Annotated in this window: 20 protein-coding genes; 7 read left to right on the forward strand and 13 right to left on the reverse strand. The window is 68.5% G+C overall.

The features are described 5' to 3' along the window. A partial coding sequence (locus tag ACODRX_RS20570; protein ID WP_488873400.1) for an NfrA family protein occupies positions 1-2,090 on the forward strand: 2,090 nt, incomplete at its 5' end. A 13-nt stretch (positions 2,091-2,103) separates the two neighbouring features. Here ACODRX_RS20570 and sbcB read toward each other — a convergent pair. From sbcB to dnaE, 7 genes are all read right to left on the reverse strand, one after another. Then, on the reverse strand, positions 2,104-3,549 hold the full coding sequence (gene sbcB / locus ACODRX_RS20575) for an exodeoxyribonuclease I (RefSeq protein ID WP_488873401.1): 1,446 nt from the start codon (positions 3,547-3,549) through the stop codon (positions 2,104-2,106). Positions 3,550-3,610: 61 nt separating this feature from the next. Continuing rightward, positions 3,611-3,904, reverse strand: coding sequence for a HepT-like ribonuclease domain-containing protein (locus ACODRX_RS20580; protein ID WP_488873402.1), 294 nt, complete (start codon positions 3,902-3,904; stop codon positions 3,611-3,613). Beyond that, entirely contained in the window at positions 3,801-4,091 is a 291-nt protein-coding gene (locus tag ACODRX_RS20585) for a nucleotidyltransferase family protein (protein WP_488873403.1), read from the reverse strand. Before ACODRX_RS20585 ends, ACODRX_RS20580 begins: the two co-directional genes overlap by 104 nt. 78 nt (positions 4,092-4,169) lie before the next feature. After that, complete coding sequence (gene cls, locus ACODRX_RS20590; protein ID WP_488873404.1) at positions 4,170-5,627, reverse strand: cardiolipin synthase; 1,458 nt, start codon at positions 5,625-5,627, stop codon at positions 4,170-4,172. A 104-nt stretch (positions 5,628-5,731) separates the two neighbouring features. Beyond that, positions 5,732-8,074: an ATP-dependent Clp protease ATP-binding subunit ClpA gene (gene clpA, locus ACODRX_RS20595; RefSeq protein WP_488873405.1), complete on the reverse strand. Its 2,343-nt coding sequence runs from the start codon at positions 8,072-8,074 to the stop codon at positions 5,732-5,734. 62 nt (positions 8,075-8,136) lie between these two features. Continuing rightward, positions 8,137-8,493, reverse strand: coding sequence for an ATP-dependent Clp protease adapter ClpS (gene clpS, locus ACODRX_RS20600; protein ID WP_488873406.1), 357 nt, complete (start codon positions 8,491-8,493; stop codon positions 8,137-8,139). A 78-nt stretch (positions 8,494-8,571) separates the two neighbouring features. Continuing rightward, a complete protein-coding gene (dnaE, locus tag ACODRX_RS20605; protein WP_488873407.1) occupies positions 8,572-12,129 on the reverse strand; it encodes a DNA polymerase III subunit alpha in 3,558 nt (1,185 codons plus the stop codon). Positions 12,130-12,229: 100 nt separating this feature from the next. Between dnaE and ACODRX_RS20610 the strand changes: the two genes are divergently transcribed. Further along, positions 12,230-13,057, forward strand: a complete 828-nt coding sequence (locus ACODRX_RS20610; protein WP_488873408.1) for an outer membrane protein assembly factor BamD — start codon at positions 12,230-12,232, stop codon at positions 13,055-13,057. A 108-nt stretch (positions 13,058-13,165) separates the two neighbouring features. Here ACODRX_RS20610 and ACODRX_RS20615 read toward each other — a convergent pair whose 3' ends face one another. The 3 genes from ACODRX_RS20615 to ACODRX_RS20625 form a co-directional block, all read right to left on the reverse strand. Further along, the gene (locus ACODRX_RS20615; RefSeq protein WP_488873409.1) at positions 13,166-15,118 is read right to left on the reverse strand and encodes an ATP-dependent DNA helicase; all 1,953 of its coding nucleotides are present in this window, start codon (positions 15,116-15,118) and stop codon (positions 13,166-13,168) included. A gap of 38 nt (positions 15,119-15,156) precedes the next feature. Beyond that, a complete protein-coding gene (locus ACODRX_RS20620; RefSeq protein ID WP_488873410.1) occupies positions 15,157-15,966 on the reverse strand; it encodes a MetQ/NlpA family ABC transporter substrate-binding protein in 810 nt (269 codons plus the stop codon). A 99-nt stretch (positions 15,967-16,065) separates the two neighbouring features. Beyond that, a complete protein-coding gene (locus ACODRX_RS20625) occupies positions 16,066-16,389 on the reverse strand; it encodes a tetratricopeptide repeat protein (protein ID WP_488873411.1) in 324 nt (107 codons plus the stop codon). A gap of 248 nt (positions 16,390-16,637) precedes the next feature. On the opposite strand from ACODRX_RS20625, the gene ACODRX_RS20630 reads away from it, so the two are divergent. Further along, the gene (locus tag ACODRX_RS20630) at positions 16,638-17,840 is read left to right on the forward strand and encodes a multidrug effflux MFS transporter (RefSeq protein WP_488873412.1); all 1,203 of its coding nucleotides are present in this window, start codon (positions 16,638-16,640) and stop codon (positions 17,838-17,840) included. Here ACODRX_RS20630 and ACODRX_RS20635 read toward each other — a convergent pair. From ACODRX_RS20635 to ACODRX_RS20645, 3 genes are read right to left on the reverse strand one after another with little or no spacing between them, the layout of a single operon-like run. Next, entirely contained in the window at positions 17,837-18,658 is an 822-nt protein-coding gene (locus ACODRX_RS20635; RefSeq protein ID WP_488873413.1) for a sulfite exporter TauE/SafE family protein, read from the reverse strand. The two genes, ACODRX_RS20630 and ACODRX_RS20635, sit on opposite strands and share 4 nt — an antisense overlap. Next, positions 18,655-20,040 carry an NAD(P)/FAD-dependent oxidoreductase gene (locus ACODRX_RS20640; protein WP_488873451.1) on the reverse strand — a complete coding sequence of 462 codons (1,386 nt, stop codon included), beginning with the start codon at positions 20,038-20,040 and terminating at the stop codon, positions 18,655-18,657. The genes ACODRX_RS20635 and ACODRX_RS20640 overlap by 4 nt, the downstream gene beginning before the upstream one ends. Continuing rightward, a complete protein-coding gene (locus ACODRX_RS20645; protein ID WP_488873414.1) occupies positions 19,979-20,854 on the reverse strand; it encodes an MBL fold metallo-hydrolase in 876 nt (291 codons plus the stop codon). The genes ACODRX_RS20640 and ACODRX_RS20645 overlap by 62 nt, the downstream gene beginning before the upstream one ends. A 198-nt stretch (positions 20,855-21,052) precedes the next feature. Between ACODRX_RS20645 and ACODRX_RS20650 the strand changes: the two genes are divergently transcribed. From ACODRX_RS20650 to ACODRX_RS20665, 4 genes are all read left to right on the forward strand, one after another. Further along, positions 21,053-22,405 carry a sigma-54 interaction domain-containing protein gene (locus tag ACODRX_RS20650; RefSeq protein WP_488873415.1) on the forward strand — a complete coding sequence of 451 codons (1,353 nt, stop codon included), beginning with the start codon at positions 21,053-21,055 and terminating at the stop codon, positions 22,403-22,405. A gap of 519 nt (positions 22,406-22,924) precedes the next feature. Next, entirely contained in the window at positions 22,925-23,473 is a 549-nt protein-coding gene (locus ACODRX_RS20655) for a DUF2325 domain-containing protein (protein WP_488873416.1), read from the forward strand. Next, complete coding sequence (locus ACODRX_RS20660) at positions 23,470-23,934, forward strand: DUF2753 family protein (RefSeq protein ID WP_488873417.1); 465 nt, start codon at positions 23,470-23,472, stop codon at positions 23,932-23,934. Before ACODRX_RS20655 ends, ACODRX_RS20660 begins: the two co-directional genes overlap by 4 nt. Positions 23,935-23,981: 47 nt before the next feature. Next, positions 23,982-24,605, forward strand: a complete 624-nt coding sequence (locus tag ACODRX_RS20665) for a superoxide dismutase (RefSeq protein ID WP_488873418.1) — start codon at positions 23,982-23,984, stop codon at positions 24,603-24,605. Positions 24,606-24,645: the final 40 nt, after the last annotated feature.

Below are 24,645 nucleotides of genomic sequence, written 5' to 3' on the forward strand. Positions count from 1 at the left end.
ATGCACCCAGGCCCCGGCGGGCGGCGGCCGGCGCGCCGCCGGCCCGGCAAGCCGCCGGGCCGCAAGCCCAGGCCGACTGGCCGGCGCTGCGCCAGCAGCTGCGCGAAAACAGCGCGCTGGAGCACTTCGAGCAGGCGCAGCAGGCCCGCGAACGGGGCGATCTGGCGCTGGCGCTGCAGCTCGCGCAGACCGGCACCGGGCTGGCCCCCGCCACCCTGGCCTACCGCCTGCAATGGCTGGGGCTGCTGCTGCAGCAGCGCCAGTATGCGCAAGCGCAGCAGGTGGCCGAGCAAGGCCTGGCCCTGGCCAGCGACGACCCATCGCTGCAGCTGCTGCTGGCCGCCGCGCTGCAGGCCCAGGGCCGCAGCGATGCGGCGGCCCGCTACTTCGATGCAGCCGTCGCCGCCCCCGGGCTGAGCGCGCTGCAGCGCCAGAACTACCGCGGCATCGCGGCCGACGCCGCCCTCGCCGCCGGCCAGCCCCGGCGCGCACGGGCGCTGCTGCAGGGCAGCGACGGCTTGGCCGAAACCGGCGGTGGCCTGGCCGCGCGGCGCGCCGAGGCCGAGGCGGCGCTGGGCCGCGCGCTCTGGCCCGCGGCTACCTATCCGGCCGCGCTGCGCATGCCGGTGGTCAACTGCTACGCCTCACCGGCCGCCGCCGGCTGCGATATCTGGCCCGGGCAGGATGCCCCCGATCCCGCCAGCGGCCTGGCCCGGCAGGCCTACGAGGCCTATGCGGCCGGCCGCCATGCCGAGGCCGCGCAGCTCGCCCGGCAGGCCATGGAGCTGAGCCCGCAGCGCCCGCCCTACCGGCTGCTGCGCCTGCAGGCGCTGGCCGCCAGCGGCGCGCGGCAGCAGGCCTTGCAGGAAGCGGATGCAGCGCTGCAGGCGCGCCCCGGCGACGCCGAGCTGCTGGCCCAGCGCAGCCGCATACAACATGCCCTGGGCCACGGCCAGCAGGCGGCGGCCGATGCCCAGGCGGCGCTGCTGGCGCCGCGGCTGTCCTTGTCCAGTGAGGTCGAGCTGCTGCTGCAGCTGGGCCAGCCCGAGGCCGCCCGCCAACGTTTTGCCGCGGCCATGGCCGAGCCCGCGCTGCAGGCCAGCACCGACCCGGACCTGGGCTACCTCGCCATCCGGGCTGGCGACGACGGCGCCGCGCTGGCCATCTTCGGCCGGGCACGCCAGGCCGGCAGCCTGCCCGCCGGCGCGCTGCGCGACGGCGCCTACACCGCCAGCCGCCAGGGCGAGAACCAGGCCGCGGTCGGCTACTTCGAGCAGGCGCTCGATGCCAACGCCGCCGGCCAGCTGGCGCTGACGCCGCAGCAGCAATTCGAGACCCGGCGCGAGGTGGAAAGCCGCGCGCGCGACTGGGGCGTGAACGCGCTGCTGGGCTACCGCGGCATGCCGCCGGGCGCCGCAGCGGCCCAGCCCACGCCCTACGGCGATGCGGCGCAAATGGTGGCCGAGGCCTACTGGCGCCCCTCGGGCTTTGGCGACGGCCGTTTCTGGGAGCTGTATGGCGGCCTGGCCCAGTCCATCTACAGCCGCAATGGCGACGCCACCGGCACCGATACCGCGCAGGCGGCGCTGGGCCTGCGGCTCAAGCCGCTGGCCAGCCAGAACCTGGTGTTCGCGGCGGAGCGGCGCCTGCGCGTGGGTTCGCTGTCCAGCAACGACTGGCTGCTGCGGCTGGGCTACTCCGGCGGCACCGGCACCGACCTGCGCCTGGACGTGCCCGATTGGACCACGGTGAACGTCTACGCCGAGGCCGGCCGCTTCTTCAGCCAGAAGCAGAGCTATGGCACCGCCGAGGCGCAGGCCGGGCGCAGCTTTCGCCTCGGCGATGCCGATGCGCGCACGGTGCTGTTCCCGCACGCGGTGCTGGGCTGGGACTACAACTCGCGGCCCGCGCCTTCGGGCCAGCGCAGCGCGGCCGGCGCCGGCCTGGGCCTGGCGCTGCGCCACTGGTTCCGCGAAGACGCCTACAACGCGCCGCGCTCCTATCTCGACCTGTCGGTGCAGTACCGCGCCCGCCTCGCCGGGGACGAACGCGGCCGCGGCTGGTTCGTGCGCGCGGCGCTGCACTATTGATCCTGGCGGACGCTCAGACTTCGGGCACGATGGCCTCGGCCCAGTCGTAGAGCGCGCCCAGGATGGCCTCGCCGCGCTCGTTAGCGCTCTCGGACAGCGCATCGATCTCGGCGAACATCTGCTCGGCGGTGCGCGCGCCGCCCTGACCTGCGATCAGCCTGGCGGCGCAGTGCTCGCGCCAGCGCTGCTGCTCCCGGGCATCGAGCGTCTGCGGGAAATTGCGCGCCCGGTAGCGCCACAGCAGCTCGGGCAGGCGCTCGTCGTCAAAGCCCGGGCGCGCCAGCGCCAGCTCCTGCGGGTGCAGTGCCGCCAGCTGCAGCAGGAGGCGGCGGTCGGCCTGGCCGATGAAGCCGCCATACAGATCCTGCTCCACATCCACCTCCTGCGCCGCCGGCCGCTGGTGGACGGCGGCCCATTGCGCGCTCATATCGGGCAACGCCTGCGCCGCCTGGGCGTGGCGCAGGCACCGCTCCATGTCTATGCCCCAGCGCGCGGCCTGCGCGTCGCTGAGCGTGCGCAGATTGCCCACCACCATCGGCGACTTGTTCAGGTGCACGCTCTTGACGGGCAGGCGCTGCACGCCCTCGGGCAGCTCGGCCGCGCTGGTGAAGAGGCGCTGGCGCAGCTCGTCGGCGGGCAGCGAATCCAGGCCGCTCGGGTCGTGCGCCAGGTCCCAAGCGATGATCTCGTTCTTGTTGCTGGGGTGCTGCGCCAGCGGCCACATCACCGCCAGGCAGCCACGCTCCACCGGGAACATGCCCGAGACATGCAGGAAGGGCCGCGCGTTGGCCGCCGTGGCAGGCAGGCGCAGCTCTTGCATCACGCGATCCTTCTTGTGCAGGCTGAGGGCGAACTCGAACAGCCGCGGCTGCAGCCGCTTGATGAGCCGGGCCAGTGCGATGGTGGCGCGCACGTCGCTCAGCGCATCGTGCGCCTGCGCATGCTGCAGGCCGTTGGCGCGCGCCAGGTCTTCGAGCTTGAAGCTCACGCTGCCGTCGGCCTTCTTCGGCCACTCGATGCCCTCGGGCCGCAGCGCATAGACCATGCGCACCACGTCCAGCAGATCCCAGCGGCCGCAGCCGTTCTGCCATTCGCGCGCATAGGGGTCGCGCAGGTTGCGCCACAGCAGGTAGCGGGTCACCTCGTCGTCGAAGCGGATGGTGTTGTAGCCCACGCCTATGGTGCCGGGCTGGCCCAGCTGCTGCTCGACCGCGGCGGCGAACGCATGCTCGGCCACGCCCTGCTCCTGGCATTGCTGCGGCGTGATGCCGGTGATCAGGCAGGCCTCGGGGCTGGGCAGGTAGTCGGGCGACTGCTGGCAGTACAGCATGGCCGGCGCGCCGATCTCGTTGAGATCCATGTCGGTGCGGATGCCGGCGAACTGCGCCGGCCGGTCGCGCCGGGGCACCGCGCCAAAGGTTTCGTAGTCGTGCCAGAAAAAGGTATTGAGCTCAGCCATGGGGCGCTAGTATGCCTGCTCCGGCACCATGGTCTGCGGCGCACCAGCCTGCGGGTACCGATCAGGATGCATCATCGGCATCGGCGCGCACAGCAGACAGCTGTCGAATCAAATGCGGCAGCGCTGTCTGTATGGTGTCCCAGACCACGTCAAGATCGATATCGAAATAACCGTGCGCGATGCGGTTGCGCATACCTCGCATGCTGCGCCACGGAATCCCGGGATGCGCCTGCGCAAACTCACCATGGTGCTCATACCGGCTGCGCCTCTGCGAGTACCTTGGCCCGGAATTTCTGCGGCAGGTCGCCGGGTGTGCGTACATCGACATCAATGCCGAGCAGCGACGAAAGTTCATCCTGCAGCCCGCCCAAGTCGAACAGCGTCGCGCCGGGCAAGGCGTCCACCAGCAGGTCAAGGTCGCTGCCATCCCGGTCGGTGCCGTGCAGCACCGAGCCGAAGATGCGCGGGTTCGCGGTGCGAAAACGGCCGACCGCTTCACGCACCGCGCTTCGATTCATGTCAAGCACCACCGATGGTCGCATAGGCATCCTTTCTTGTCGCAGCTCATTGCGATGATATGCAATCCGCATCCGGGCTGCCCGCAGCGAAAACCCCAGCGGCTACAACAGCGGCGAACACAGCCGCGCCACCGAGTCGCCGAGCCGCAGCCCAAAGCGCTGCGGGCGCTGGTGGTCGACGCGCCGAGCCTTGTCCAGGTCCTTGAGGAACTGGGCCTCGATGCGCCCGGCCAGCAGAGGGCCGTAGGCCACGGCGCAGACCTCGTAGTTGAGCCGAAAGCTGCGGTTGTCGAAGTTGGCGGTGCCGACGATGGCCAGGTCGTCATCCACCAGCATGGTCTTGGAGTGCAGCATGCGCGCCTGGTATTCGTAGATCTTGACGCCGGTGGCGATCAGGTCGTCGAAGTACGAGCGCGCGGCCGCGGTCACGAAGATGGAGTCGGATTTTTCGGGCACCAGCAGGCGCACGTCCAGCCCGCGCAGCGCGGCGCCGGTGAGCGCGTAGATCGCGGCCTCGGTGGGCACGAAGTACGGCGTGGTCAGCCACACCCGCTCGGTGGCGGTGTGGATGGCGGCCAGGTGCACGCGGTGGATGGCTTCGAGCGGGTTGTCCGGCCCCGAGGTCATGAGCTGCACCAGGTGGCCGCCGTTGGGCAGCTCGGGCAGCAGGTCGTCGAGGTCGGCCGGCGCCTCCTGCGGCAGCTTGTCGAGCGCATAGGCCCAGTCTTCGAGGAAGGCGGTCTGCAGCCAGTTGACGATGGGGCCCTCCAGGCGCAGGTGGGCGTCGTGGTAGGCCTCGGCGCAGATGCGCACGTCTTCCTCGTCGGTGATATTGACGCCGCCGGTGTAGCCGATGCGCCCGTCCACCACCAGGATCTTGCGGTGGGTGCGGAAGTTGATCACCGGGCGCAGCCGCCGCCCGATGCGGGTGGGATGAAAGAAGGCGAACTCGCCGCCCGCAGCCACCAGCGGCTGCCAGAAGCTGCGGCCCATGGCCTTGGAGCCGAGCGCATCCACCAGCAGGCGCACCTGCACCCCGGCGCGGGCGCGCTCGATCAGCAGGTCGCGCAGCCGGGTGCCGGTGGCATCGGGCTCGTAGATGTAGTACTCGAGGTGCACATGCCGCTCGGCGCCGGCCACCGCTTCGAGGATGCTGTCGAAGGTGGCGGCGCCGCCGCTCAGGAAGTCGATGCGTGTGGCGGTGCTGATCGGAAAGCCGCTGGCCACTTGCACCAGCTTGGCCAGTTGCAGCAGCTTGGGCGGCGGGTTGGGCTGCACCTCGCGGATGCGCCGCACCGTCTCCTGCACCTGCGAGCGGCTGCGCGCGCGCAGCCGCTTGATGCGCTGGCGCTTGAAGCGCTGTGGTCCCAGGAAGTAGTACACCACCAGGCCCACGACCGGCAGCGCGGCCATGGACAGCAGCCAGCTCATGGTGGCCACCGGCGCGCGGCGCTGCATCAAAATCCACATCGAGACCACGACCACGTACACCGACCAGACCACGGACAGAGTGGCCTTGAGGTGCTCGTGCGAGATCAGGTGCTGCCAACTCCAGTCCACGCCTGCCGACTCCTTGCAATGCTGCTACGCCGAGAGTGTATCGGCGCGGCGTGGCTAAAAGAAAACAGCCGCTGTCGCGGCTGTTTTCTGCGTACCACACGGCCTCAGTCGGCCGCCAGTTCCTCTTCGGGTTCGGCCGGCTCCTGCCGGGCGCGTTCCTTCTTGGGCAGCGGCTGGATGTCGAGCTTGACCTCGGGCTTGGCGGCATCGCTGTCATCCCAGTCCACCGTCAGCCGGCCGCCATCGGTGAGCCGGCCAAACAGCAGCTCGTCGGCCAGCGAGCGCCGGATCGTGTCCTGGATGAGGCGCTGCATCGGCCGCGCACCCATCAGCGGATCGAAGCCGGTCTTGGCCAGGTGCTTGCGCAGCTTGTCGGTGAAGGTGACTTCCACCTTCTTCTCGGCCAGCTGCTGCTCCAGCTGCAGCAGGAACTTGTCGACCACGCGCAGGATGATCTGCTCGTCGAGCGCGCGGAAGCTGACGATGGCGTCCAGCCGATTGCGGAACTCGGGCGTGAACAAACGCTTGATGTCGCCCATCTCGTCGCCGGCCTGGCGCGGGTTGGTGAAGCCGATGGTGGCCTTGTTCATGGTCTCGGCGCCCGCGTTCGTCGTCATGATGATGATGACGTTGCGGAAGTCGGCCTTGCGCCCGTTGTTGTCGGTCAGCGTGCCATGGTCCATCACCTGCAGCAGCACGTTGAAGATGTCGGGGTGCGCCTTCTCGATCTCGTCGAGCAGCAGCACCGCGTGCGGCTTCTTGGTGATGGCCTCGGTCAGCAGGCCGCCCTGATCGAACCCCACGTAGCCCGGAGGCGCGCCGATCAGCCGGCTGACCGCATGGCGCTCCATGTACTCCGACATGTCGAAGCGGATCAGGTCGATGCCGAGGATGTAGGCGAGCTGCTTGGCGGCCTCGGTCTTGCCGACGCCGGTGGGGCCGCTGAACAGGAACGAGCCGATGGGCTTGTCCACCTTGCCCAAGCCCGAGCGCGACATCTTCACCGCCGAGGCCAGCACCTCCAGCGCCTTGTCCTGGCCGAAGACCACGCTCTTCAAGTCGCGCTCCAGCGTCTGCAGCTTGCTGCGGTCGTCGTTGCTGACGTTGGCGGGCGGGATGCGGGCGATCTTGGCGACGATCTCCTCGATCTCGGCCTTGCCGATGGTCTTCTTGCGCTTGCTCACCGGCACGATGCGCTGCGCGGCGCCGGCCTCGTCGATCACGTCGATGGCCTTGTCGGGCAAGTGGCGGTCGTTGATGAACTTGGCCGACAGCTCGGCCGCGGCCACCAGCGCCGCGGTGGCGTACTTGACGCTGTGGTGCTCCTCGAAGCGGCTCTTGAGGCCCTTGAGGATGTCCACCGTCTCGGGCACCGAGGGCTCGACCACGTCGATCTTCTGGAAGCGCCGCGACAGCGCCGCATCCTTCTCGAAGATGCCGCGGTATTCGGTGAACGTGGTCGCGCCGATGCACTTGAGCTGGCCGCTGGACAGCGCCGGCTTGAGCAGGTTGGACGCATCGAGCGTGCCGCCCGAGGCGGCGCCCGCGCCGATCAGCGTGTGGATCTCGTCGATGAACAGGATGGCGTTGGGCTTGTCCTTGAGCGCCTTGAGCACGCCCTTCAAGCGCTGCTCGAAGTCGCCGCGGTACTTGGTGCCCGCCAGCAGCGCGCCCATGTCGAGCGAGTACACCATGGCTTCGGCCAGCACCTCGGGCACGTCGCTTTGCGTGATGCGCCAGGCCAGGCCCTCGGCGATCGCGGTCTTGCCCACTCCGGCCTCGCCGACCAGCAGCGGGTTGTTCTTGCGCCGGCGGCACAGGATCTGGATGGTACGCTCCACCTCGTACTGGCGGCCGATCAGCGGATCGATCTTGCCTTCCTTGGCGGCCTGGTTCAGGTTGAGCGTGAACTGCTCCAGCGGCGAGGCCTTCTCGCTGCGCTCGCCGCCCTGCCCGGCGCCCTCTTCGGACTCCTGCGGCGCCTCGGACTTGGCGGGCTCCTGCGCGTCCGACTTCTTGATGCCGTGGGCGATGTAGTTCACCACGTCCAGGCGGGTCACGCCCTGCTGGTGCAGGTAGTACACCGCATGCGAATCCTTCTCGCCGAAGATGGCCACGAGCACGTTGGCGCCGGTGACTTCCTTCTTGCCGTTGCCGGTGGACTGCACATGCATGATGGCGCGCTGGATCACGCGCTGGAAGCCCAGCGTGGGCTGGGTGTCCACTTCGTCCTCGCCGGCCACCTGCGGCGCGTTGTCCTTGATGAAATTGGTCAGCGACACCCGCAGGTCGTCGATGTTCGCGGAGCATGCGCGCAGCACCTCCGACGCGCTGGGGTTGTCCAGCAATGCGAGCAGCAGGTGCTCCACGGTGATGAACTCGTGGCGCTGCTGCCGCGCCTCGACAAAGGCCATGTGCAAGCTGACTTCCAGTTCCTGAGCAATCATTTGAAACTCCTTTAATGCCTGCCAAATACTTTCACTGCACCCTAGATCAGGACGGAATCCGTTTATTCAACGGGCTCCGTCACCGCCTGCAGCGGATGCCCGGCTTGCTTCGCGGCATCCATCACCAACGCTACCTTCGTCTCGGCCACCTCGAATGGGTACACGCCACACACTCCTCTCCCGTCCAGATGGATCTTCAGCATGATCTGCGTCGCCGTCTCCCTGTCCTTGCCGAAAAAGTGCTGCAGCACGTCGATCACGAACTCCATGGGCGTGAAGTCGTCGTTGAGCATCAGCACCTGGTGCAGGCGCGGCGGCTCGACGCGCTGCGTGACGCGCTCCACCACCAGCGCGCCGCCGCCGTCCTCGGGCGGCGTCTTGGGTTGGATCGGTGCGGGAGGGAGAGGTTTCGTGGCCATTGGAAATCATTCTATCGGGCTTGCCGGCTGCTCTTCACAAGGTGCTGCCGCAATCACCTATTTCAAGCATAGCCATGCTCAGATCGCGCTTTCGTAAACAATACGCATGGCTTCGTGGCCGACCTCGCCGCTCCAGGCGCTCATGGCAGCGTCGCTGGGGTAGAAGCGCCAGCTGTCGCCCAGGTTGATCTCCACCGCGGCCTGCTCCACGGGCTGCGGCTGCGGCGCCTGGCAGACCAGCCCGAAGCGCAGCTTCAGGCCGTGGCGCAGCACACCCTGCTCGGTTTGCTCTTCGCGCGCGGGAAACTCGCGCAGCAGCCGGGCCACGTCGGGCTGGCGCTGCTGCACCTGCACGTACAGGTAGCGGCCGAAGCGGCTGCGCGCGGCGGCCAGATCCCACACATGCTGCACCTTGGCGCGCAGCCCGCCGCTGAAATGGTCGTTCTGCACCCGGGCGCTGACCACGATGAACTCGTCATCCTTGAGCAGCTCGCGGTGGCGATTGAGCATGGCCTCGTCGAGCGAGGCCTCGATCACGCCGGACTTGTCGTCGAGCTTGAACAGCGCCAGCTTGCCGCGCTGGCCGTTGATGATGCGCAGCTCGCTGATGATGCCGGCCACGGTCTGGGTCTCGCGGCTGTCCTTGAGGTTGCCGATGGGCGTGCGCACGAACTGGCGCACCTCGTGCTGCACCTCGTCGAACAAGTGGCCCGACAGGTAAAAGCCCACTGCGGTCTTCTCCAGCACCAGGCGCTCCTTGACGCTCCAGGGCAGCACGTTGGCCAGCTCGGGCTCCTGCGTGCTGGAGCCGTGGGCGTCCTCGCCCATCATGTCGAACAGGCCGCCCTGGTTGGCATTGGCGTGCACCGAACTGGCGAACTCGAAGGCGGTGTCCAGCGATTCGAGCAGCGCGCGGCGGTTGAGCTGCAGGCTGTCGAAGGCGCCGGCCTTGATCAGCGCCTCGACGGTGCGCTTGTTGATGCGCTGGCGGTCCACCCGCACGCAGAAGTCGAACAGGCTCTTGAACGGGCCCTTCACATGGCCCTGCGGCCCGCTGCCCTCGCCATTGCGGGCGGCGACGATGGCCTCGATCGCGGCCTGGCCCGTGCCCTTGACCGCACCCAGTCCGTAGCGCACCACCTTGTCGGTGACCGGCTCGAAGCGGTAGGTACCGCGGTTGACGTCGGGCGGCTCGAAGCTGATGCCCATCTTCAGCGCATCCTCGTACAGCACCTTGAGCTTGTCGGTGTTGTCCATTTCCACGGTCATGTTGCCGCAGTAGAACTCGGCCGTGTAGTGCACCTTGAGCCAGGCGGTGTGGTAGGCCAGCAGCGAGTAGGCGGCCGCGTGCGATTTGTTGAAGCCATAGCCGGCGAACTTCTCCATCAAATCGAAGACTTCGTCGGCCTTGGCTTCGTCGAGCCCGTTCTTGGCCGCGCCCTCACGGAAGATCAGCCGGTGCTTGGCCATTTCCTCGGGCTTTTTCTTGCCCATGGCGCGGCGCAGCAGGTCGGCGCCGCCCAGCGAGTAGCCGCCCAGCACCTGGGCGGTCTGCATCACCTGCTCCTGGTAGACCATGATGCCGTAGGTCTCGGCCAGCACGGCCTCGACCATGGGGTGGGGGTACTCCACCTTCTCGCGGCCGTGCTTGCGCTCCACGAAGCTGGGAATCAGGTCCATGGGGCCGGGGCGATACAGCGCGTTCAGCGCGATCAGGTCCTCCAGCCGCGAAGGCTTGGCCTCGCGCAGCATGCCCTGCATGCCGCGGCTTTCAAACTGGAACACGGCTTCGGTCTTGCCATCGGAGAAGAGCTTGTAGGTCGGGTAGTCGTCGAGCGGGATGTTCTCGAAGGCGAAGTTCTCCTGGCCCTTGTGGCGCTTCATGATGAATTCGCGCGCGATCTCGAGGATGGTGAGCGTGGCCAGCCCCAGGAAGTCGAACTTCACCAGGCCCACGGCCTCGACGTCGTCCTTGTCGTACATGGCCACCGCCGAGGTGCTGCCCGGCTGCTGGTACAGCGGGCAGAAGTCGGTAAGCTTGCCCGGCGCGATCACCACGCCGCCGGCGTGCATGCCGATGTTGCGGGTCATGCCCTCGAGCCGCTGCGCCATCTCGATCAGGGTCTTGACGTCTTCCTCCTTCTCGATGCGCTCGGCCAGCACCGGCTCTTCCTTGATGGCGTAGGTGTACTTGTCGCCTTCCTTGGGCGGATTGGGCGGGTACTTGAGCGTGACGTGCAGCCCCGGCTTGTTGGGGATGAGCTTGGAGATGCCGTCGCAGAAGGTGTAGCTCATGTCCAGCACCCGGCCCACGTCGCGGATGGCGGCGCGCGAGGCCATGGTGCCGAAGGTGGCGATCTGGCTCACCGCGTTCTTGCCGTAGCGCTCCTTCACATAGTCGATCACCCGGTCGCGGTTGCTCTGGCAGAAGTCCACGTCGAAGTCGGGCATGGACACGCGCTCGGGGTTCAGAAAGCGCTCGAACAGCAGGTTGTATTCCAGCGGGTCGAGGTCGGTGATCTTCAGCACATAGGCCACCAGCGAGCCCGCGCCCGAGCCCCGGCCCGGCCCCACCGGGCAGCCGTTGCTCTTGGCCCAGTTGATGAAGTCCGCCACGATCAGGAAGTAGCCCGGAAAGCCCATCTTCAGGATGGTGGCCAGCTCGAACTCCAGCCGCTCGATATAGCGCGGGCGCTCGGCCGCGCGCTTTTTCTCGTCGGGGTAGAGCAGCACCAGGCGCTCTTCCAGGCCCTTGAAGGATTCGGCGCGGAAGAAATCCGCGATCGGCATGTTGCCCGGCGTCGGAAAGTCGGGCAGCCGCGGCACGCCCAGCGTGAGCGTGAGGCTGCAGCGGCGCGCAATCTCCAGCGTGTTGGCGATGGCGGACGGCACATCGGCGAACAGCGCCTGCATCTCGGCGCTGCTCTTGAGGTACTGGTCGCGGGTGAAGCGCTTGATGCGCTTGTTGTTGCCCAGGGTCTCGCCCTCGGCGATGCACACCCGCGCCTCGTGCGCCTCGAACTCCTCGGGCTTGCCGAACTGCACCGGGTGCGTGGCCACCACCGGCAGCTTCAGCTGCGCGGCCAGCGCCACCGCGGCGCCGACATGGGTTTCGTCGTCGCCGCGCCCGGCGCGCTGCAACTCGATGTAAAAGCGGTGCGGAAACAGCGCCGCCAGCCGCAGCGCCGACGCGCGCGCGCCCGCCTCGTCGCCGCGCAGCAGCGCCTGGCCCACCGGCCCGGCCTGCGCGCCGGACAGCACGATCAGGCCACCCGACAGCTCGCTCAGCCAGGCCCAGGTGCACATCACCTGGCCCTTGATGCTGTCCGCGGTCCACATGCGGGCCAGAATCTCGGACAGGTTCAGATAGCCCTGCTCGTTCTGGATCAGCACGATGATGCGCGACGGGCTGCCGCCCGCGGCCTCGGGCTCCATCGCCAGCTCGGCGCCGAGCACGGGCTTGACGCCCTTGTCGCGGCCGCTCCTGTAGAACTTGACGCCGCCGAACAGGTTGTTCAGGTCGGTGATGGCCATGGCCGGCTGGCCGTCGCCCGCCGCATGCTTGATCAAATCGCCAATGCGGTTGGTGCCGTCGACGATGGAAAACTCGGTGTGGATGCGCAGATGGACAAACATATCCTCCCGATTGTAGAAACGCTGGGTAACAGCCGCGGCCAATCAGGGCAAAAACGGGCTTGTACAATGCGCGGCAGTTCAACGTATCTGTGGTCCCTCCATGCATCTCTCGTCGAAAATCCGGTTTACGCAGAATCCATCGGCGCTGACAGCTATTGTTCTTGCAGCAGCTGCAGCCCTGCTTGCCGGTTGCTCCACCTCCGAGGTGGACAAGACCGCGAACTGGAGCCCGAACAAGATCTATGCCGAGGCGCGCGACGAGTCTTCGTCCGGCGCCTGGGACAAGTCGGTGCCGCTGTACGAAAAGCTCGAAGGCCGCGCCGCCGGCACCGCGCTGGCCCAGCAGGCCCAGATCGAGAAGGCCTACGCGCAGTACAAGAGCGGCGAAAAGGCCCAGGCCATCGCCACGCTCGACCGCTTCATGAAGCTGCACCCCGCCAGCGAAGCCTACGACTACGCGCTGTACCTCAAGGGCCTGGTGAACTTCAACGAAAACCTGGGCCTGTTCTCGTTCATCTCGCGCCAGGACCTGTCCGAACGCGACCAGAAGGCGGCCAAGGATTCGTACGAGTCCTTCCGCGAGCTGGTGACGCGCTTTCCCGACTCCAAGTACACGCCCGATGCGCTCAAGCGCATGCAGTACATCGTGAACTCGCTGGCGCAGTACGAGGTACATGTGGCACGCTACTACTACGAGCGCGGCGCCTACGTGGCCGCCATCAGCCGCGCGCAAAGCGCCATTGCCGACTACAAGGAAGTGCCGGCGCAGGAAGACGCGCTGTACCTGCTGGTGCTGTCGTATGACAAGCTGGGCATGCCCGAGATGCGCGACGACGCCCAGCGCGTGCTGCTCGCCACCTACCCCAACACCACCTTGCTCAAGAACGGCTTCCAGCGCCAGGAGTCGCCGTGGTGGAAACTATGGTGATGGCCGCAAGCATAAAAATGTGAGCTATTAGCGCTTGCCAGCCAATGTTTTACGATAGTTTTATATCGCAAAATCAAGCCAGACAATCGCTAGCAGCTATTATTTTTACTACTCCGCCAGGCGCTCCACCGCCGCCATCCATTCCTCGTCGTCCAGCCAACGCATAGCCGGCAGCGCCGCCAGCATGGCGCTGCCGTAGGGCCGGGTGAGCAGCCGCTCGTCGGCCACCACCGCCAGGCCGCGGTCGCTGCCCGAGCGTATCAGCCGCCCCAGGCCCTGGCGCAGCAGCATCGCCGCATGGGGCACGGTGTAGCTGCTGAAGCCATCACCGCCCGCCGCATCCACCGCCGCCGCGCGCGCCGCATGCAGCGCCTCGTGCGGCGCGGGAAACGGCAGCTTGTCGATCACCAGCAGCTGCAGCGCAGCGCCCGGCAGGTCCACGCCCTCCCACAGCCCCAGAGTGCCGACCAGCACCCGCGCCTGCCCGGCCTCGCGCATGCGTGCCAGCTGCCAGGGCCTGGGCTGCTCGCCCTGCACCATCACCTGCACCCCGGGCGCCAGCAGCCGGCGCAGCGCCGTGCCGCTCAGCTCCATGGCCTGCAGCGAGGTGCACAGCACCAGGCAGCGCCCGCCCAGCGCACGGATCGCGGGCGCCAGCCAGTCGGCGAGCGCCTGCGCGCGCTGGGCCGCGTCCAGGTGTTCGCGCCGCAGCCCGGCGGGCACCAGCAGGCCGGCCTGCGCGGCCCAGTCGAAAGGGCTGGGCAGGCGCACCGTGGGCAGCGCCGCCGGCGTGCGGGCCCAGCCGTCCTGCGCCGCATCCGCGGCCAGCGTGGCCGAGGTGAAGATCCAGGTCTTCACCTCGCCCGGCGCGTCCGCTTCATCCACCATAGGCAGCCAGCTGGCGGCGCGCGCCGCCGGCCCCAGGCGCTGCAGCGCCTGCCACAGCCACAGCGGCGATTCGCGCGGGCCGGCGCGGCCCTGGCCGCCCCCGCCTCCACCCGCCTCCCACCAGCGCACCAGGCCGGGCGCGGCGGGCCGGGCCCATTGCCGCAGCGCCTGCAGCAGCGGCAGGCCGGATTGCGCCTGGGCCTTCAGGTCGGCCGCGCTCTCGGCCACCGACTGCAGGGCCGCCACCAGGGCCGACAGCGCATTGTGCAGCTGCACCAGCTCGGCGCCAGCCGGCGCGCTGGCGCCGTCGGCCTGCGCCCAGCGCTCAAGGGCGCGCAGCACCGCGGCCTGCAGCGCATCCCACGGCGCCCAGCCGCGCGCATGGTGCTGCCCCAGGCGCTGCGAACGGGCGGCGAACTGCGCCACATCGGCCAGCGAAAAGCCCTGCGCCAGGACGGCCAGGCCTATGGGCTGCAGCCGGTGGGCTTCGTCGAAGACCACCAGCGGCGCCATCGCCAGCACGCCCTGCCCGCCAGCGCCGATCTGCCGCAGCTTGAGCTCGCTGAAATACAAATGGTGGTTGATCACCAGCACCTCGGCCGCCGCGGCCCGGGCCCGCGCCCGGTTGGCAAAGCAGCGTTCGGCATGGCGGCAGGCCGGGCCCAGGCATTGCTCCTGCGTGGCGCTGACCAGCGGGCGCAGCCGCTCGGGCTGCGCCAGGCCCGGCAGGCGGCTCAGGTCGCCATCGGGCGTGGACTGCGCCCAGCGCTCCACCACGGCCAGATCAGCGGCCAAAGCCCGGTCGGTGCCAGATATGCCCGATACGCCGGATATGCCGGATATGCCCTGACGCTGCTGGGCCAGAAAATGCAGGCACAGGTAGTTCTCGCGGCCCTTGAGCACGGCCACCCGCCGCGCCAGCCCCAGGTGGCGCAGCACCGCGGGCAGGTCCTTGTCCACCAGCTGGTCTTGCAGCGCCCGGGTGGCGGTGCTGACCATGAAGCGCTCGCCGCTTTCCAGCGCGGCGATCAGGTAGGCATAGGTCTTGCCCACGCCGGTGGGCGCCTCGACCGCGATCGCGCCGCCGGCGCGCACCACCGGCCGCAGCGCATCGAGCATGGCCTGCTGCGCGGGCCGCAGCTGCAAGCCGGCTGGCGGGGAGTCGGAGTCCATGGCGGTGGCGCCAGTCAGGGGCCAAAGCCCGTCGAGGCTCAGAAACCGGGCATCACCGAGCCCTGGAACTGGGTATCGATGAAGCGGCGCACCGCGTCGCTGCGGTAGGCCTTCACCAGCTTGGCCACCCAAGGCTGGCCCTTGTCGGCCTCGCGCACCACCAGGATGTTCACATAGGGGTTGTCGGCGCTTTCCATCGCGATGGAGTCGCGCTTGGGGTTGAGGCCGGCCGAGATGGCGAAGTTGGTGTTGATCGCGGCGGCATCCAGATCGTCCAGCGAACGCGGCAGCTGGGCGGCATCGAGTTCGACGAAGCGCAGCTTCTTCGGATTCGCCACCACGTCCAGCGGCGTGGCCTTCAGCCCCGCCTGGTCCTTGAGCTTGATCAACCCCTTGGCCTGCAGCAGCAACAGCACCCGCCCGCCGTTGGTCGGGTCGTTGGGAATGCCGAAGCGCGCGCCCTCCTTCAGCGCATCCAGGCTTTTCACCTTGCGCGAATACAGGCCGATGGGGAAATTCACCGTATTGGCCGCCACCGCGAACTTGTAGCCGCGGTCCTTGATCTGCGCATCCAGATAGGGCTTGTGCTGGTAGCTGTTGGCATCGAGCTCGCCGGACTGCAGCGCGGCATTGGGCTGCACATAGTCGCTGAATTCGACGATCTTGATATGCAGGCCGTCCTTCTCGGCGACCTGCCTGACCTGCTCCATGATCTGCGCATGGGGCCCGGCCGTCACGCCCACCTTGATGGCCTTGTCCTGCGCCAGCGCATGGCCCGCCAAGCCCACCGACACTCCCGCCGCCAGCGACACCGCCAGCAGCGACTGCAACAACGAACGCTTGAGCATGTTCGCCAATTCCTCTGGTTCAAAAGCGCACTACTGTAATACCGCCGGCCGCATGCAGGAAGCGAATGGGTGGAAATGAGTGTATGAAACCGCCGTTGCCTACAGCCCCTGCTTGTCCAGCCGCCTGAGAAACACCGCCAGCTCCTTGACCACCTGGGCATCGCCGCGCTCTTCGGCGCAGGCCTGGCCCCGCAGCCAGGCCGCGCGCGCCTGCTGCGCCTCGCCCAGGGCCAGGCAGGCCTTGCCCAGGTATTTCCAGGCCACGGAATAGCGAGGGTCCATGTCGAGCGCCCGGCGCAAATGCTCCTGCCCGAGCTGCGCCATGCCTTCGTCGACATAGGCCTTGCCCAGCGTATAGCGCAGCAGGGCCGAGTCGCGGCCGCCGGCCAGCAGGCTTTCGAGTCGTGAAATGATGGCTTGCATGGCCGCAGTGTGCCCGAGACCGCTGCAAGCCACCATCAGCCGCCACGCTGCCATAATGGCGGGCTCTCGCGACAAGGCGCCGCGCAGCACCCCTGCCGGGTGCTTGCGGCGGCATCACCGCGGCATGCTATTGCGTACTGCGTATTGCGTTTTGCCGCGCCGCTTCCCTTCTCGACTTCTGTTTCCGGTTTCCGCAGCGCAACGGCACACGGCCGCATGCATGCGGCGTTCCTTTTTTCTCCTTTCGTATGCCGCCTTCGATATCCCTGCGCCTAGTGCTGATCCTGGGCCTGCTGTCGGCCATTGGGCCGTTTGCCATCGACATGTACCTGCCGGCGCTGCCGCAGATCGGCGCCAGCCTGAATGCGCCGGTGGGTGCCGTGCAGGCCAGCCTGACCGCGTTCTTTCTCGCGCTGGGCGTGGGCCAGCCGCTGTTCGGCTCGCTGTCGGACATGTGGGGCCGCAAGAAGCCGCTGTACCTCGGCCTGGCGGTCTTCGTGCTCGCCAGCATCGGCTGCGCGCTGGCGCGGGATATCCAGACCCTGGTGGCCCTGCGCTTCGTGCAGGGCCTGGGCGCGGCGGCGGGCATGGCGATTCCGCGCGCGGTGGTGCGCGACCTGCACACCGGCCACGAAGCCGCGCGCATGATGTCGCTGCTGATGCTGGTGTTCAGCGTATCGCCGATACTCGCCCCGCTGGCTGGCAGCGGCGTCATCGCGCTGGGCGGCTGGCGCTTCGTGTTCTGGGCGGTCACGCTGGCCGCGCTGCTGGGCCTGGCCGCCATGGCGCGCGGCCTGCCCGAGACCCGAGATGCCGCCGCGCGGCTGCAAAGCAGCCTGGGCGATGCGCTCAAGGCCTATGCCCTGCTGCTGCGCGACCGGCACTACCTGGGCCTGGTATTCATCGGCGCCACCGCGCTGGCTGGGTTCTTCGTCTACCTTGCCGGCTCGCCCTTCGTGCTGATCAACCACTACGGCCTGAGCACCACGCAGTACAGCCTGGCCTTTGCGATGAACGCGGTGGCCTTCATCGGCTCGGCGCAGTTCACCGGCCCGCTGGGCAAGCGCTTCGGGCTGGTGCCCGTGGTCAAGATCGCCGCCAGCGGCAGCGGCATCGTCATGGCCGGGCTGCTGGCCTACTACCTGCTGGGCGGCGATGCGCTGGCGGTGCTGCTGGCGCTGTATTTTCTGAGCAGCGCGCTGATGGGGCTGGTCATCCCGACGACCTCGGTGCTCGCGCTGGACGAGCATGGCGCGATCGCCGGCACCGCCTCCGCCCTGCTGGGCACGCTGCAGATGCTGAGCGGCGCGGTGGCCATGCAGGTGGTGGGCATCTTCTCGACGGGCAAGCCGCTGCCGATGGTGGTCGGCATGGCGGCCGGCGCCTTGTGCGGCGTGGCGCTGACCTGGATCACGCTGGGCGGCGCACGCCCACCCTCGGCCCGGCGCTAGACCCCCAGCAGCCCCGCGCCACGCAGCAGCAGCAACACCGCCACCGCGCCGGCCGTGGCCCCGAATGCCCGCTGCAGGTGCGGCCCGGCCAGGCGCTTGCCCAGCTGGCGGCCGGCGAGCAGCGCCGCCATGGCACCGGTGGCGAACGGAATCGCCACGCCCCAGTCCACCGCGCCGCGCGACACCGCCCCGGCAACGCCGCCCACGGATACCAGCGCGATCACCGCCAGCGAGGTGGCCACGATGCCTTTCATCGGCACATTGGTGAGCCAGGCCATCATCGGCACGATCACGAAACCGCCGCCCACCCCCAGCAATCCGCTGAGCAGCCCCGACAGCGCGCCCGTGCCGGCGAGCGCCAGCACGCAGGGCGCCACCAGCCTGAGGCGGCCGCAGGCCGGATCGAGCTCGCAGACGCGGCAGCCGGCGGGCCCCGGCGCGGCCGCCGCTGCGGGCACGCGCGACTGGCGCCAGCTGCGCAGCGCCACCCAGGCCAGCACCAGCGAAAAAGCGATCGTCAGCGGCGCGTTCGGCAGCGCATGCGCCAGCAGCACGCCAAGCGGCGCGACCGCCATGCCGGCCAGGCCGATGATGGCGGCGGCGCGGTAGCGCACCAGCCCTTCGCGCAGCCCGAGCAGCGCGCCCACCGCCGCGGCCAGCCCCACCGCCAGCAGCCCCACGGGCGCCGCCTGCACCAGGCTCATGTGCAGGCCGAACACCAGCAGCGGCACCGCCAGGATGCCGCCGCCCGCGCCGGTGAGCGCCAGCACCAGGCCGACCCCGCAGCCCATGAGCAGGCTGAGCAGATGCGGGCTCATGCGGCCTGCGATCCTGCCGGCAGCGCGGGCTGGGCCAGCCACTCGCGGCCCTTGAGCATGCCGCCCCAGTACAGCGGCGGCAGCACGCGCTCCTTGAGCAGCCAGGCGAGCGCCGACGGGCGGGTGCCGTCGATGAGCCAGGTCGGCAGCGAAGGCGCCAGCTTGCCGCCGTAGGCGAACTCGGCCAGCACGATCTTGCCGCGCGCCACCGTGAGCGGGCAGGCGCCATAGCCGTCGTAGCGGGCCATGCGGCCCGATCCGCTTCTGGCGGCCAGCAGGTTGTGCGCCACCACCGGCGCCTGCTTGCGCACCGCGGCCGCGGTCTTCGCATTGGCGGTGTTGGTGCAGTCGCCCAGCGCAAAGATGTCGGGGTGGCTGCGGTGGCGCAGGCTGGCCGGGTCCACGTCCACCCAGCCGGCGGCATCGGCCAGCGGGCTGGCGCGGATGAAGTCCGGCGCCTTCTGCGGCGGCACGGCGTGCAGCATGTCGAAGGGCTTGGTGATCCGCTCCTGGCTGCCATCCGCCTGCGTGCGGATGAAGCTGGCCTCGCGCGCGGGCCCGTTCACCGCGACGAGCTGGTGGCTGAACTGCAGCTGTATGCCATAGGCCTGCACATATTCCATGAGCGCGGGCACATAGTCCGCCACGCCGAACAGCACCGCGCCGGCATTGCAGAAATCGATGGCGATATTGCCGAGCACGCCCTGGCGCTTCCAGTGGTCGGCGCAGAGGTACATCGCCTTTTGCGGCGCGCCCGCGCACTTGATGGGCATGGGCGGCTGCGTGAACAGCGCCCGGCCACCCTTGAGCCGCTGCGCCAGCTCCCAGGTATAGGGCGCCAGATCATAGCGGTAGTTGGAGGTGACGCCATGGCGGCCCAGGGTTTCGGCCAGGCCTTCGACCCCGTTCCAGTCGAGCTGCAGGCCGGCGCAGACCACGAGCTGGCGGTATTTCACGAGCCGGCCGCCCGCGAGCACCACCGCATGGCGCTCGGGCTCGAACGCGGCCACGGCCGCCCGCAGCCAGTGCACGCCGCGCGGCAGCACGCCGGCCATGCCGCGCGCGGTCTGCTCCGGCGCAAACACACCCGCGCCAACCAGGGTCCAGCCGGGCTGGTAGTAGTGCGTATCGGCGGGCTCGATGATCGCGATGTCCAGGCCCGGCTGGCGCGCGAGCAGGCTGGCCGCGGCGGCGATGCCCGCCGCGCCCGCACCGACGATCACGATCTCGTGGGTGGCCTCGACCACTTGCAGTGCTGGCTTGTTCAGGTTCTGGGTATCCATGGCGAGTCTCCTGTCCTGGTAGTGTGCTGGCGCCGGCTCACAGCGCGTCGATGGGGATCTTGAGGTAGTGGATGCCATTGGCCTCGGCCGGCGGCAGATCGCCCGCGCGCATGTTCACCTGCACCGACGGCAGCAGCAGCACCGGCATGGCCAGCGTGGCATCGCGCGTCTCGCGCGTGGCCACGAACTCTTCTTCGCTGATGCCCTCGTGCACATGGATGTTGTGCCGCCGCTGCTCGGCCACCGTGGTGCGCCACTGCAGATCGCGCCCGCCGGGGCGGTAGTCGTGGCACATGTACAGCACCGTCTCGGGCGGCAGCGAGAGCACCCGGCCGATCGAGCGGAACAGCGTGCGCGCGTCGCCCCCAGGGAAATCGCAGCGCGCGGTGCCGTAGTCGGGCATGAACAGCGTGTCGCCGACGAAGGCCGCGGCCTCCTCGACCACATAGGTCATGCAGGCCGGCGTGTGGCCGGGGGTGTGCAGCGCGCGGCAGCTCAGGCTGCCGAGCATGAAGCGCTCGCCGTCTTGCAGCAGCTGGTCGAACTGGCGGCCGTCGCGCGCAAAGCCCGCCTCCGCATTGAAGAGCTTGCCGAACACGTTCTGCACGGCGCGGATGTGGGCGCCGATCGCAGTGCGGCCACCAAGCTGCGACTTCAGGTAGGGCGCGGCGCTCAGGTGGTCAGCATGCACATGCGTCTCCAGTATCCATTGCACGCTTGCGCCCAGCGCGCGCACGCGTTCGATGATGCGCTCGGCGCCGGCACGCGAGGTGCGGCCGGACTTGGGGTCGTAGCCCAGCACGCTGTCTATGAGCGCGCACTGCCGGGTCTCGCGGTCGAGCACCAGGTAACTGAAGGTGCTGCTGTCCTCGTCAAAGAAATGTTCGATCTGCAGGGTGCTGGTGGCAGGCATCGCGCCGTCTCCTCTGTCACTGGTATGGCCAACAGCAATTCAATAAGCGTGCCAGCAAGCCCTGCTGCCACGAAATGCCGCCCAAGTCCTTGCCTGGCAACAAACTTCCGCCAATTTGCAGCGGCGGCCAGGCCAGCCGGCGCAGCTGGCGGGACTGCCACCTTCTGACACATGGCAGCCCAACCGCCATCTGGCAGAATGGCGGCCATGCGCCCGCCCTTGCCAGATCCCACCCCGTTCGCGCCCCAGGTCCAGGCGCTGGTCTCGTTTCTGGAGAATGACGCGCAGCCCGCCATCGTGCTGGACTCGAACTACACCATCCTCGCGGGCAATGCAGCCTACCGGCAGCAGTTCGGCACCGATTCGCGTCCGTTCCTGGGACAGAAGTGCTTCCGTGTCTCGCATGGCTACGAGGCGCCCTGCGACCAGTCGGGCGAACACTGCCCCATGGCGCGGGCCCGCGCACAGCGCACGCCCGACCGCGTGCTGCATGTGCACCACACGCCGCGCGGCCCGGAGCATGTGGACGTCGAAATCCGCCCCATCATGGACGCGGCCGGCGCCGTGGTCGCCTTCGTCGAGCGGCTGAGCACCGTGCACCATGCCTCGCCGCGCGCCGGCCAGGCGCAGCTGGTGGGGCGCGCCCCCGCCTTCAACAAGGCGCTGGCGGCGGTGCAGCGCATGGCGCCGTCGCAGCTGCCGGTGCTGCTGCTGGGCGAATCCGGCACCGGCAAGGAGCTGTTTGCGCATGCGGTGCACGAAGCCAGCCCGCGCGCCCAGGGCCCGTTCGTGATCGTCGACTGCTCCGGCCTGCCCTACGACCTGTTCGAGAGCGAACTTTTCGGCCACGAAAAGGGCGCCTTCACCGGCGCCCACATCCGCAAGATGGGCTTGATCGAAACCGCGCGCGGCGGCACGCTGTTCCTCGACGAGATCGGCGATGTGCCGCTGCCGCTGCAAGTCAAGCTGCTGCGCCTGCTGGAGAGTGGCACCTTTCGCCGCGTGGGCAGCGTGGAAACCCGGCAGGCCGACATACGCCTGGTGGCCGCGACCCACCTGCCGCTGGACGCCATGGCGCGCGATGGCCGCTTTCGCAAGGACCTGTACTACCGCCTCAATGCCTTGCCCATCCGCCTGCCCGCGCTGCGCGAGCGGCGCGAGGACATCGCCTTGCTGGCGGAATCCTTCCTGCGCAAGTGCGGCGCGGCAGCCGCCCCGCACCCGATCGCCGAAGCCGCCATGCAGCGCATGCTGGCCTACGACTGGCCGGGCAACATCCGCGAGCTGCGCAATGTGCTCGAGCGCGCGCGGCTGTTCGCCGACGGTGGCGCGATCCGCGAAGCGCACCTGCCCGAGGAACTGCTGAATACGGCAGCCATGCCGCACGAGCCGCAGCCGCAGCAAGCCGCGCCGACGCCGCCATCGGATGCGCGGCTGCACGAGCTGGCCGCGGACCGCCGCGTCAGCCGCAAGGAGCTTGCCGCCAGCCTGGGCATGAGCGAGCGCACGCTCTACCGCCGCCTGCACGGCCGGAAACAACAAAAACCATAGCACGAACGCACCATGGTCTTCACGAGCGAAGGCTCCGCCCGCCCTCTCCCCTCTCTATCGATCTTTCTCTACCCCTTCGCCTCGGCGGATTGGCGGGTCTGTCATGTCGGTGGGCAAAAAAAGCATGGCTAGTCGGCAAGCCGATGGCTAGCAAATGCGACGTAGAGGTACTGGAACCCCCTGGTCGCCCCACGATGAAACTTCTGCCGGAAAAACCACCGCGGCGGTCTTTCCGTGCACTGGGACGCATCATACAATAAATGAGAATCAATCTCATTTAATACCATGATGGTTACAGGGCTTTGGCAACGGCAGCGTCGGGAAAACCCCAGCTGCCGCCCCCGATGGCGTGCCGCGTCATGGCTGCGCTCGCGCAAGCCGATGGCCGCACAATGACCACTCACTTGTTAATGATTATCATTTGCAATATTCTCAGCAGGCCAATCGGAAGACCTAGCTGATTGCCGCGTATTGCAGGCTGCACGCATGGCGTGCGCCAGACCGATGGAGATAAACAGCGTGCCCTACCCCGAGGATGACATCGACCACCTGGTCCAAGAGCATGGCGTACTCCTGCGCCATTGCGGGGAAGTGCAGCAGCGCTGCACGGCGCAGATCCAGACCCAGGCCAGCGAGATCACCTGGCTGCAGTCCCAAATCATGCGCATGCGGGCGCAAATCATCATGCTGCTCAGCGCGCTGAGCTGGGAGCGCGAGGATCACCAGGCCCTGCAGGCCAGCATCGCCGGGCGCACCCAGGCGGCGGGACCAGCCGTGCAGGACGGGCTTGCGTCGGCATACCAGCCGCCGGCCGGCATGCAGCAGCAGTCCGTGGAGCCGCCCTCCTGCGCCGATCTCGAATGGCTGGAATACAGCCTGCGGGCCGCCGACCTGGTGATCTGCCAGACGGGCTGCGTCAGCCACGGCTCCTTCTGGCGCGTGCAAGACCACTGCAAGCGCACCGGCAAGACCTGCGTGCTGATCGAGCAGCCGGATGCGCTGCGCATCGTGCGCATCCATCCAGCCGACCTGGCCCCGCCGCAACTCGCCACCAAGGATGTCTCATGACCTGCCACTTCTCCGACCACAGCCTCGCCGATGCCTCGCCCCTGCTTTTGCTCGGCGAATGGAAGCGGCTCACCAGCGTCGGCCTCGAAGCCAGCCGCACGCACTGCGCGGCCCATGCGCTGGCCTGGCATGTACAGGCCTTGCGCATCGGCCATCGCCTGTTGCAATGCGCCGAGGCGGATGTCGCCGCCGACGACCGGCTGGCGGCCTTCGTGGTCGCCCACCTGAATATCGCCGACTGCTATGCCAGCCTGAACCAGCCCGGCACGGCCGCCGAATGCGTGAACTGCGCCCACCGCAAGCTCGTATCCCTGCTGCAGGACGAGGCCACCGCCGAGCCCTTGCGGCAGGCGGCCTACCGGCAGCTGCACCAGACCTTTGCCGCCCAGAGCCAGTACGACGGCGCGCATGCCGCGCCACCCATGCCGCACCTGCATCCACCTGGCTCGCGGCTGCATTGACCGCCATCCGCGCCCTACCCGTTTTTTCACCCCCAGGAACTGCCTACATGCCCTACACCCTGCCCACGCTTGGCTATGCCTACGATGCGCTCGAACCCCACATCGATGCCCAGACCATGGAAATCCATTACACCCGGCATCACCAGACCTATGTGAACGGCCTCAATGCCGCGCTGGAAGGCACCGAGCATGCCGAGCTGCCGGTCGAGACCTTGATCGCCCGCATCGACGCCCTGCCCGAGGCACTGCGCACGCCCGTGCGCAACCATGGCGGCGGGCATGCCAACCACAGCCTGTTCTGGAAGGTCATGTCGCCCCAGGGCGGCGGCGTGCCCGACGGCGAGCTGGCCCGCGCGATCGACGCCGACCTGGGTGGCTTCGAGGCCTTCAAGGCCGAGTTCACCAAGGCAGCGCTGAGCCGCTTCGGCAGCGGCTGGGCCTGGCTGACCGTGACCCCGCAAGGCAAGCTGGCGGTGGAGAGCAGCGCCAACCAGGACAACCCGGTGATGCAGGGCATCGGCTCCGGCAACACAGCCATCCTCGGCCTGGACGTCTGGGAGCATGCCTACTACCTGAAGTACCAGAACCGGCGCCCCGAATACATCGCCGCGTTCTACAACGTCATCGACTGGCAGGAGGTTGCCCGCCGCTACGCCGGCGCCACTCGCTGACGCCACCACGGCAACACCTCAGCCCCCAGACCAGCCATAG

Source organism: Comamonas sp. FG99 (assembly GCF_057808605.1).

Bases quoted from the DNA above. Each gene is read 5' to 3' on its own strand.
- ACODRX_RS20620 (WP_488873410.1), bottom strand. From the start codon at position 15,966: ATGCTCAAGCGTTCGTTGTTGCAGTCGCTGCTGGCGGTGTCGCTGGCG.
- ACODRX_RS20625 (WP_488873411.1), bottom strand. From the start codon at position 16,389: ATGCAAGCCATCATTTCACGACTCGAAAGCCTGCTGGCCGGCGGCCGC.
- ACODRX_RS20660 (WP_488873417.1), top strand. From the start codon at position 23,470: ATGACCTGCCACTTCTCCGACCACAGCCTCGCCGATGCCTCGCCCCTG.
- ACODRX_RS20580 (WP_488873402.1), bottom strand. From the start codon at position 3,904: ATGAACTTTCGTCGCTGCTCGGCATTGATGTCGATGTACGCACACCCG.
- sbcB (WP_488873401.1), bottom strand. From the start codon at position 3,549: ATGGCTGAGCTCAATACCTTTTTCTGGCACGACTACGAAACCTTTGGC.
- ACODRX_RS20630 (WP_488873412.1), top strand. From the start codon at position 16,638: ATGCCGCCTTCGATATCCCTGCGCCTAGTGCTGATCCTGGGCCTGCTG.
- ACODRX_RS20650 (WP_488873415.1), top strand. From the start codon at position 21,053: ATGGCGGCCATGCGCCCGCCCTTGCCAGATCCCACCCCGTTCGCGCCC.
- dnaE (WP_488873407.1), bottom strand. From the start codon at position 12,129: ATGTTTGTCCATCTGCGCATCCACACCGAGTTTTCCATCGTCGACGGC.
- ACODRX_RS20610 (WP_488873408.1), top strand. From the start codon at position 12,230: ATGCATCTCTCGTCGAAAATCCGGTTTACGCAGAATCCATCGGCGCTG.
- ACODRX_RS20585 (WP_488873403.1), bottom strand. From the start codon at position 4,091: ATGCGACCATCGGTGGTGCTTGACATGAATCGAAGCGCGGTGCGTGAA.
- ACODRX_RS20615 (WP_488873409.1), bottom strand. From the start codon at position 15,118: ATGGACTCCGACTCCCCGCCAGCCGGCTTGCAGCTGCGGCCCGCGCAG.
- ACODRX_RS20645 (WP_488873414.1), bottom strand. From the start codon at position 20,854: ATGCCTGCCACCAGCACCCTGCAGATCGAACATTTCTTTGACGAGGAC.
- ACODRX_RS20635 (WP_488873413.1), bottom strand. From the start codon at position 18,658: ATGAGCCCGCATCTGCTCAGCCTGCTCATGGGCTGCGGGGTCGGCCTG.
- clpS (WP_488873406.1), bottom strand. From the start codon at position 8,493: ATGGCCACGAAACCTCTCCCTCCCGCACCGATCCAACCCAAGACGCCG.
- ACODRX_RS20665 (WP_488873418.1), top strand. From the start codon at position 23,982: ATGCCCTACACCCTGCCCACGCTTGGCTATGCCTACGATGCGCTCGAA.
- clpA (WP_488873405.1), bottom strand. From the start codon at position 8,074: ATGATTGCTCAGGAACTGGAAGTCAGCTTGCACATGGCCTTTGTCGAG.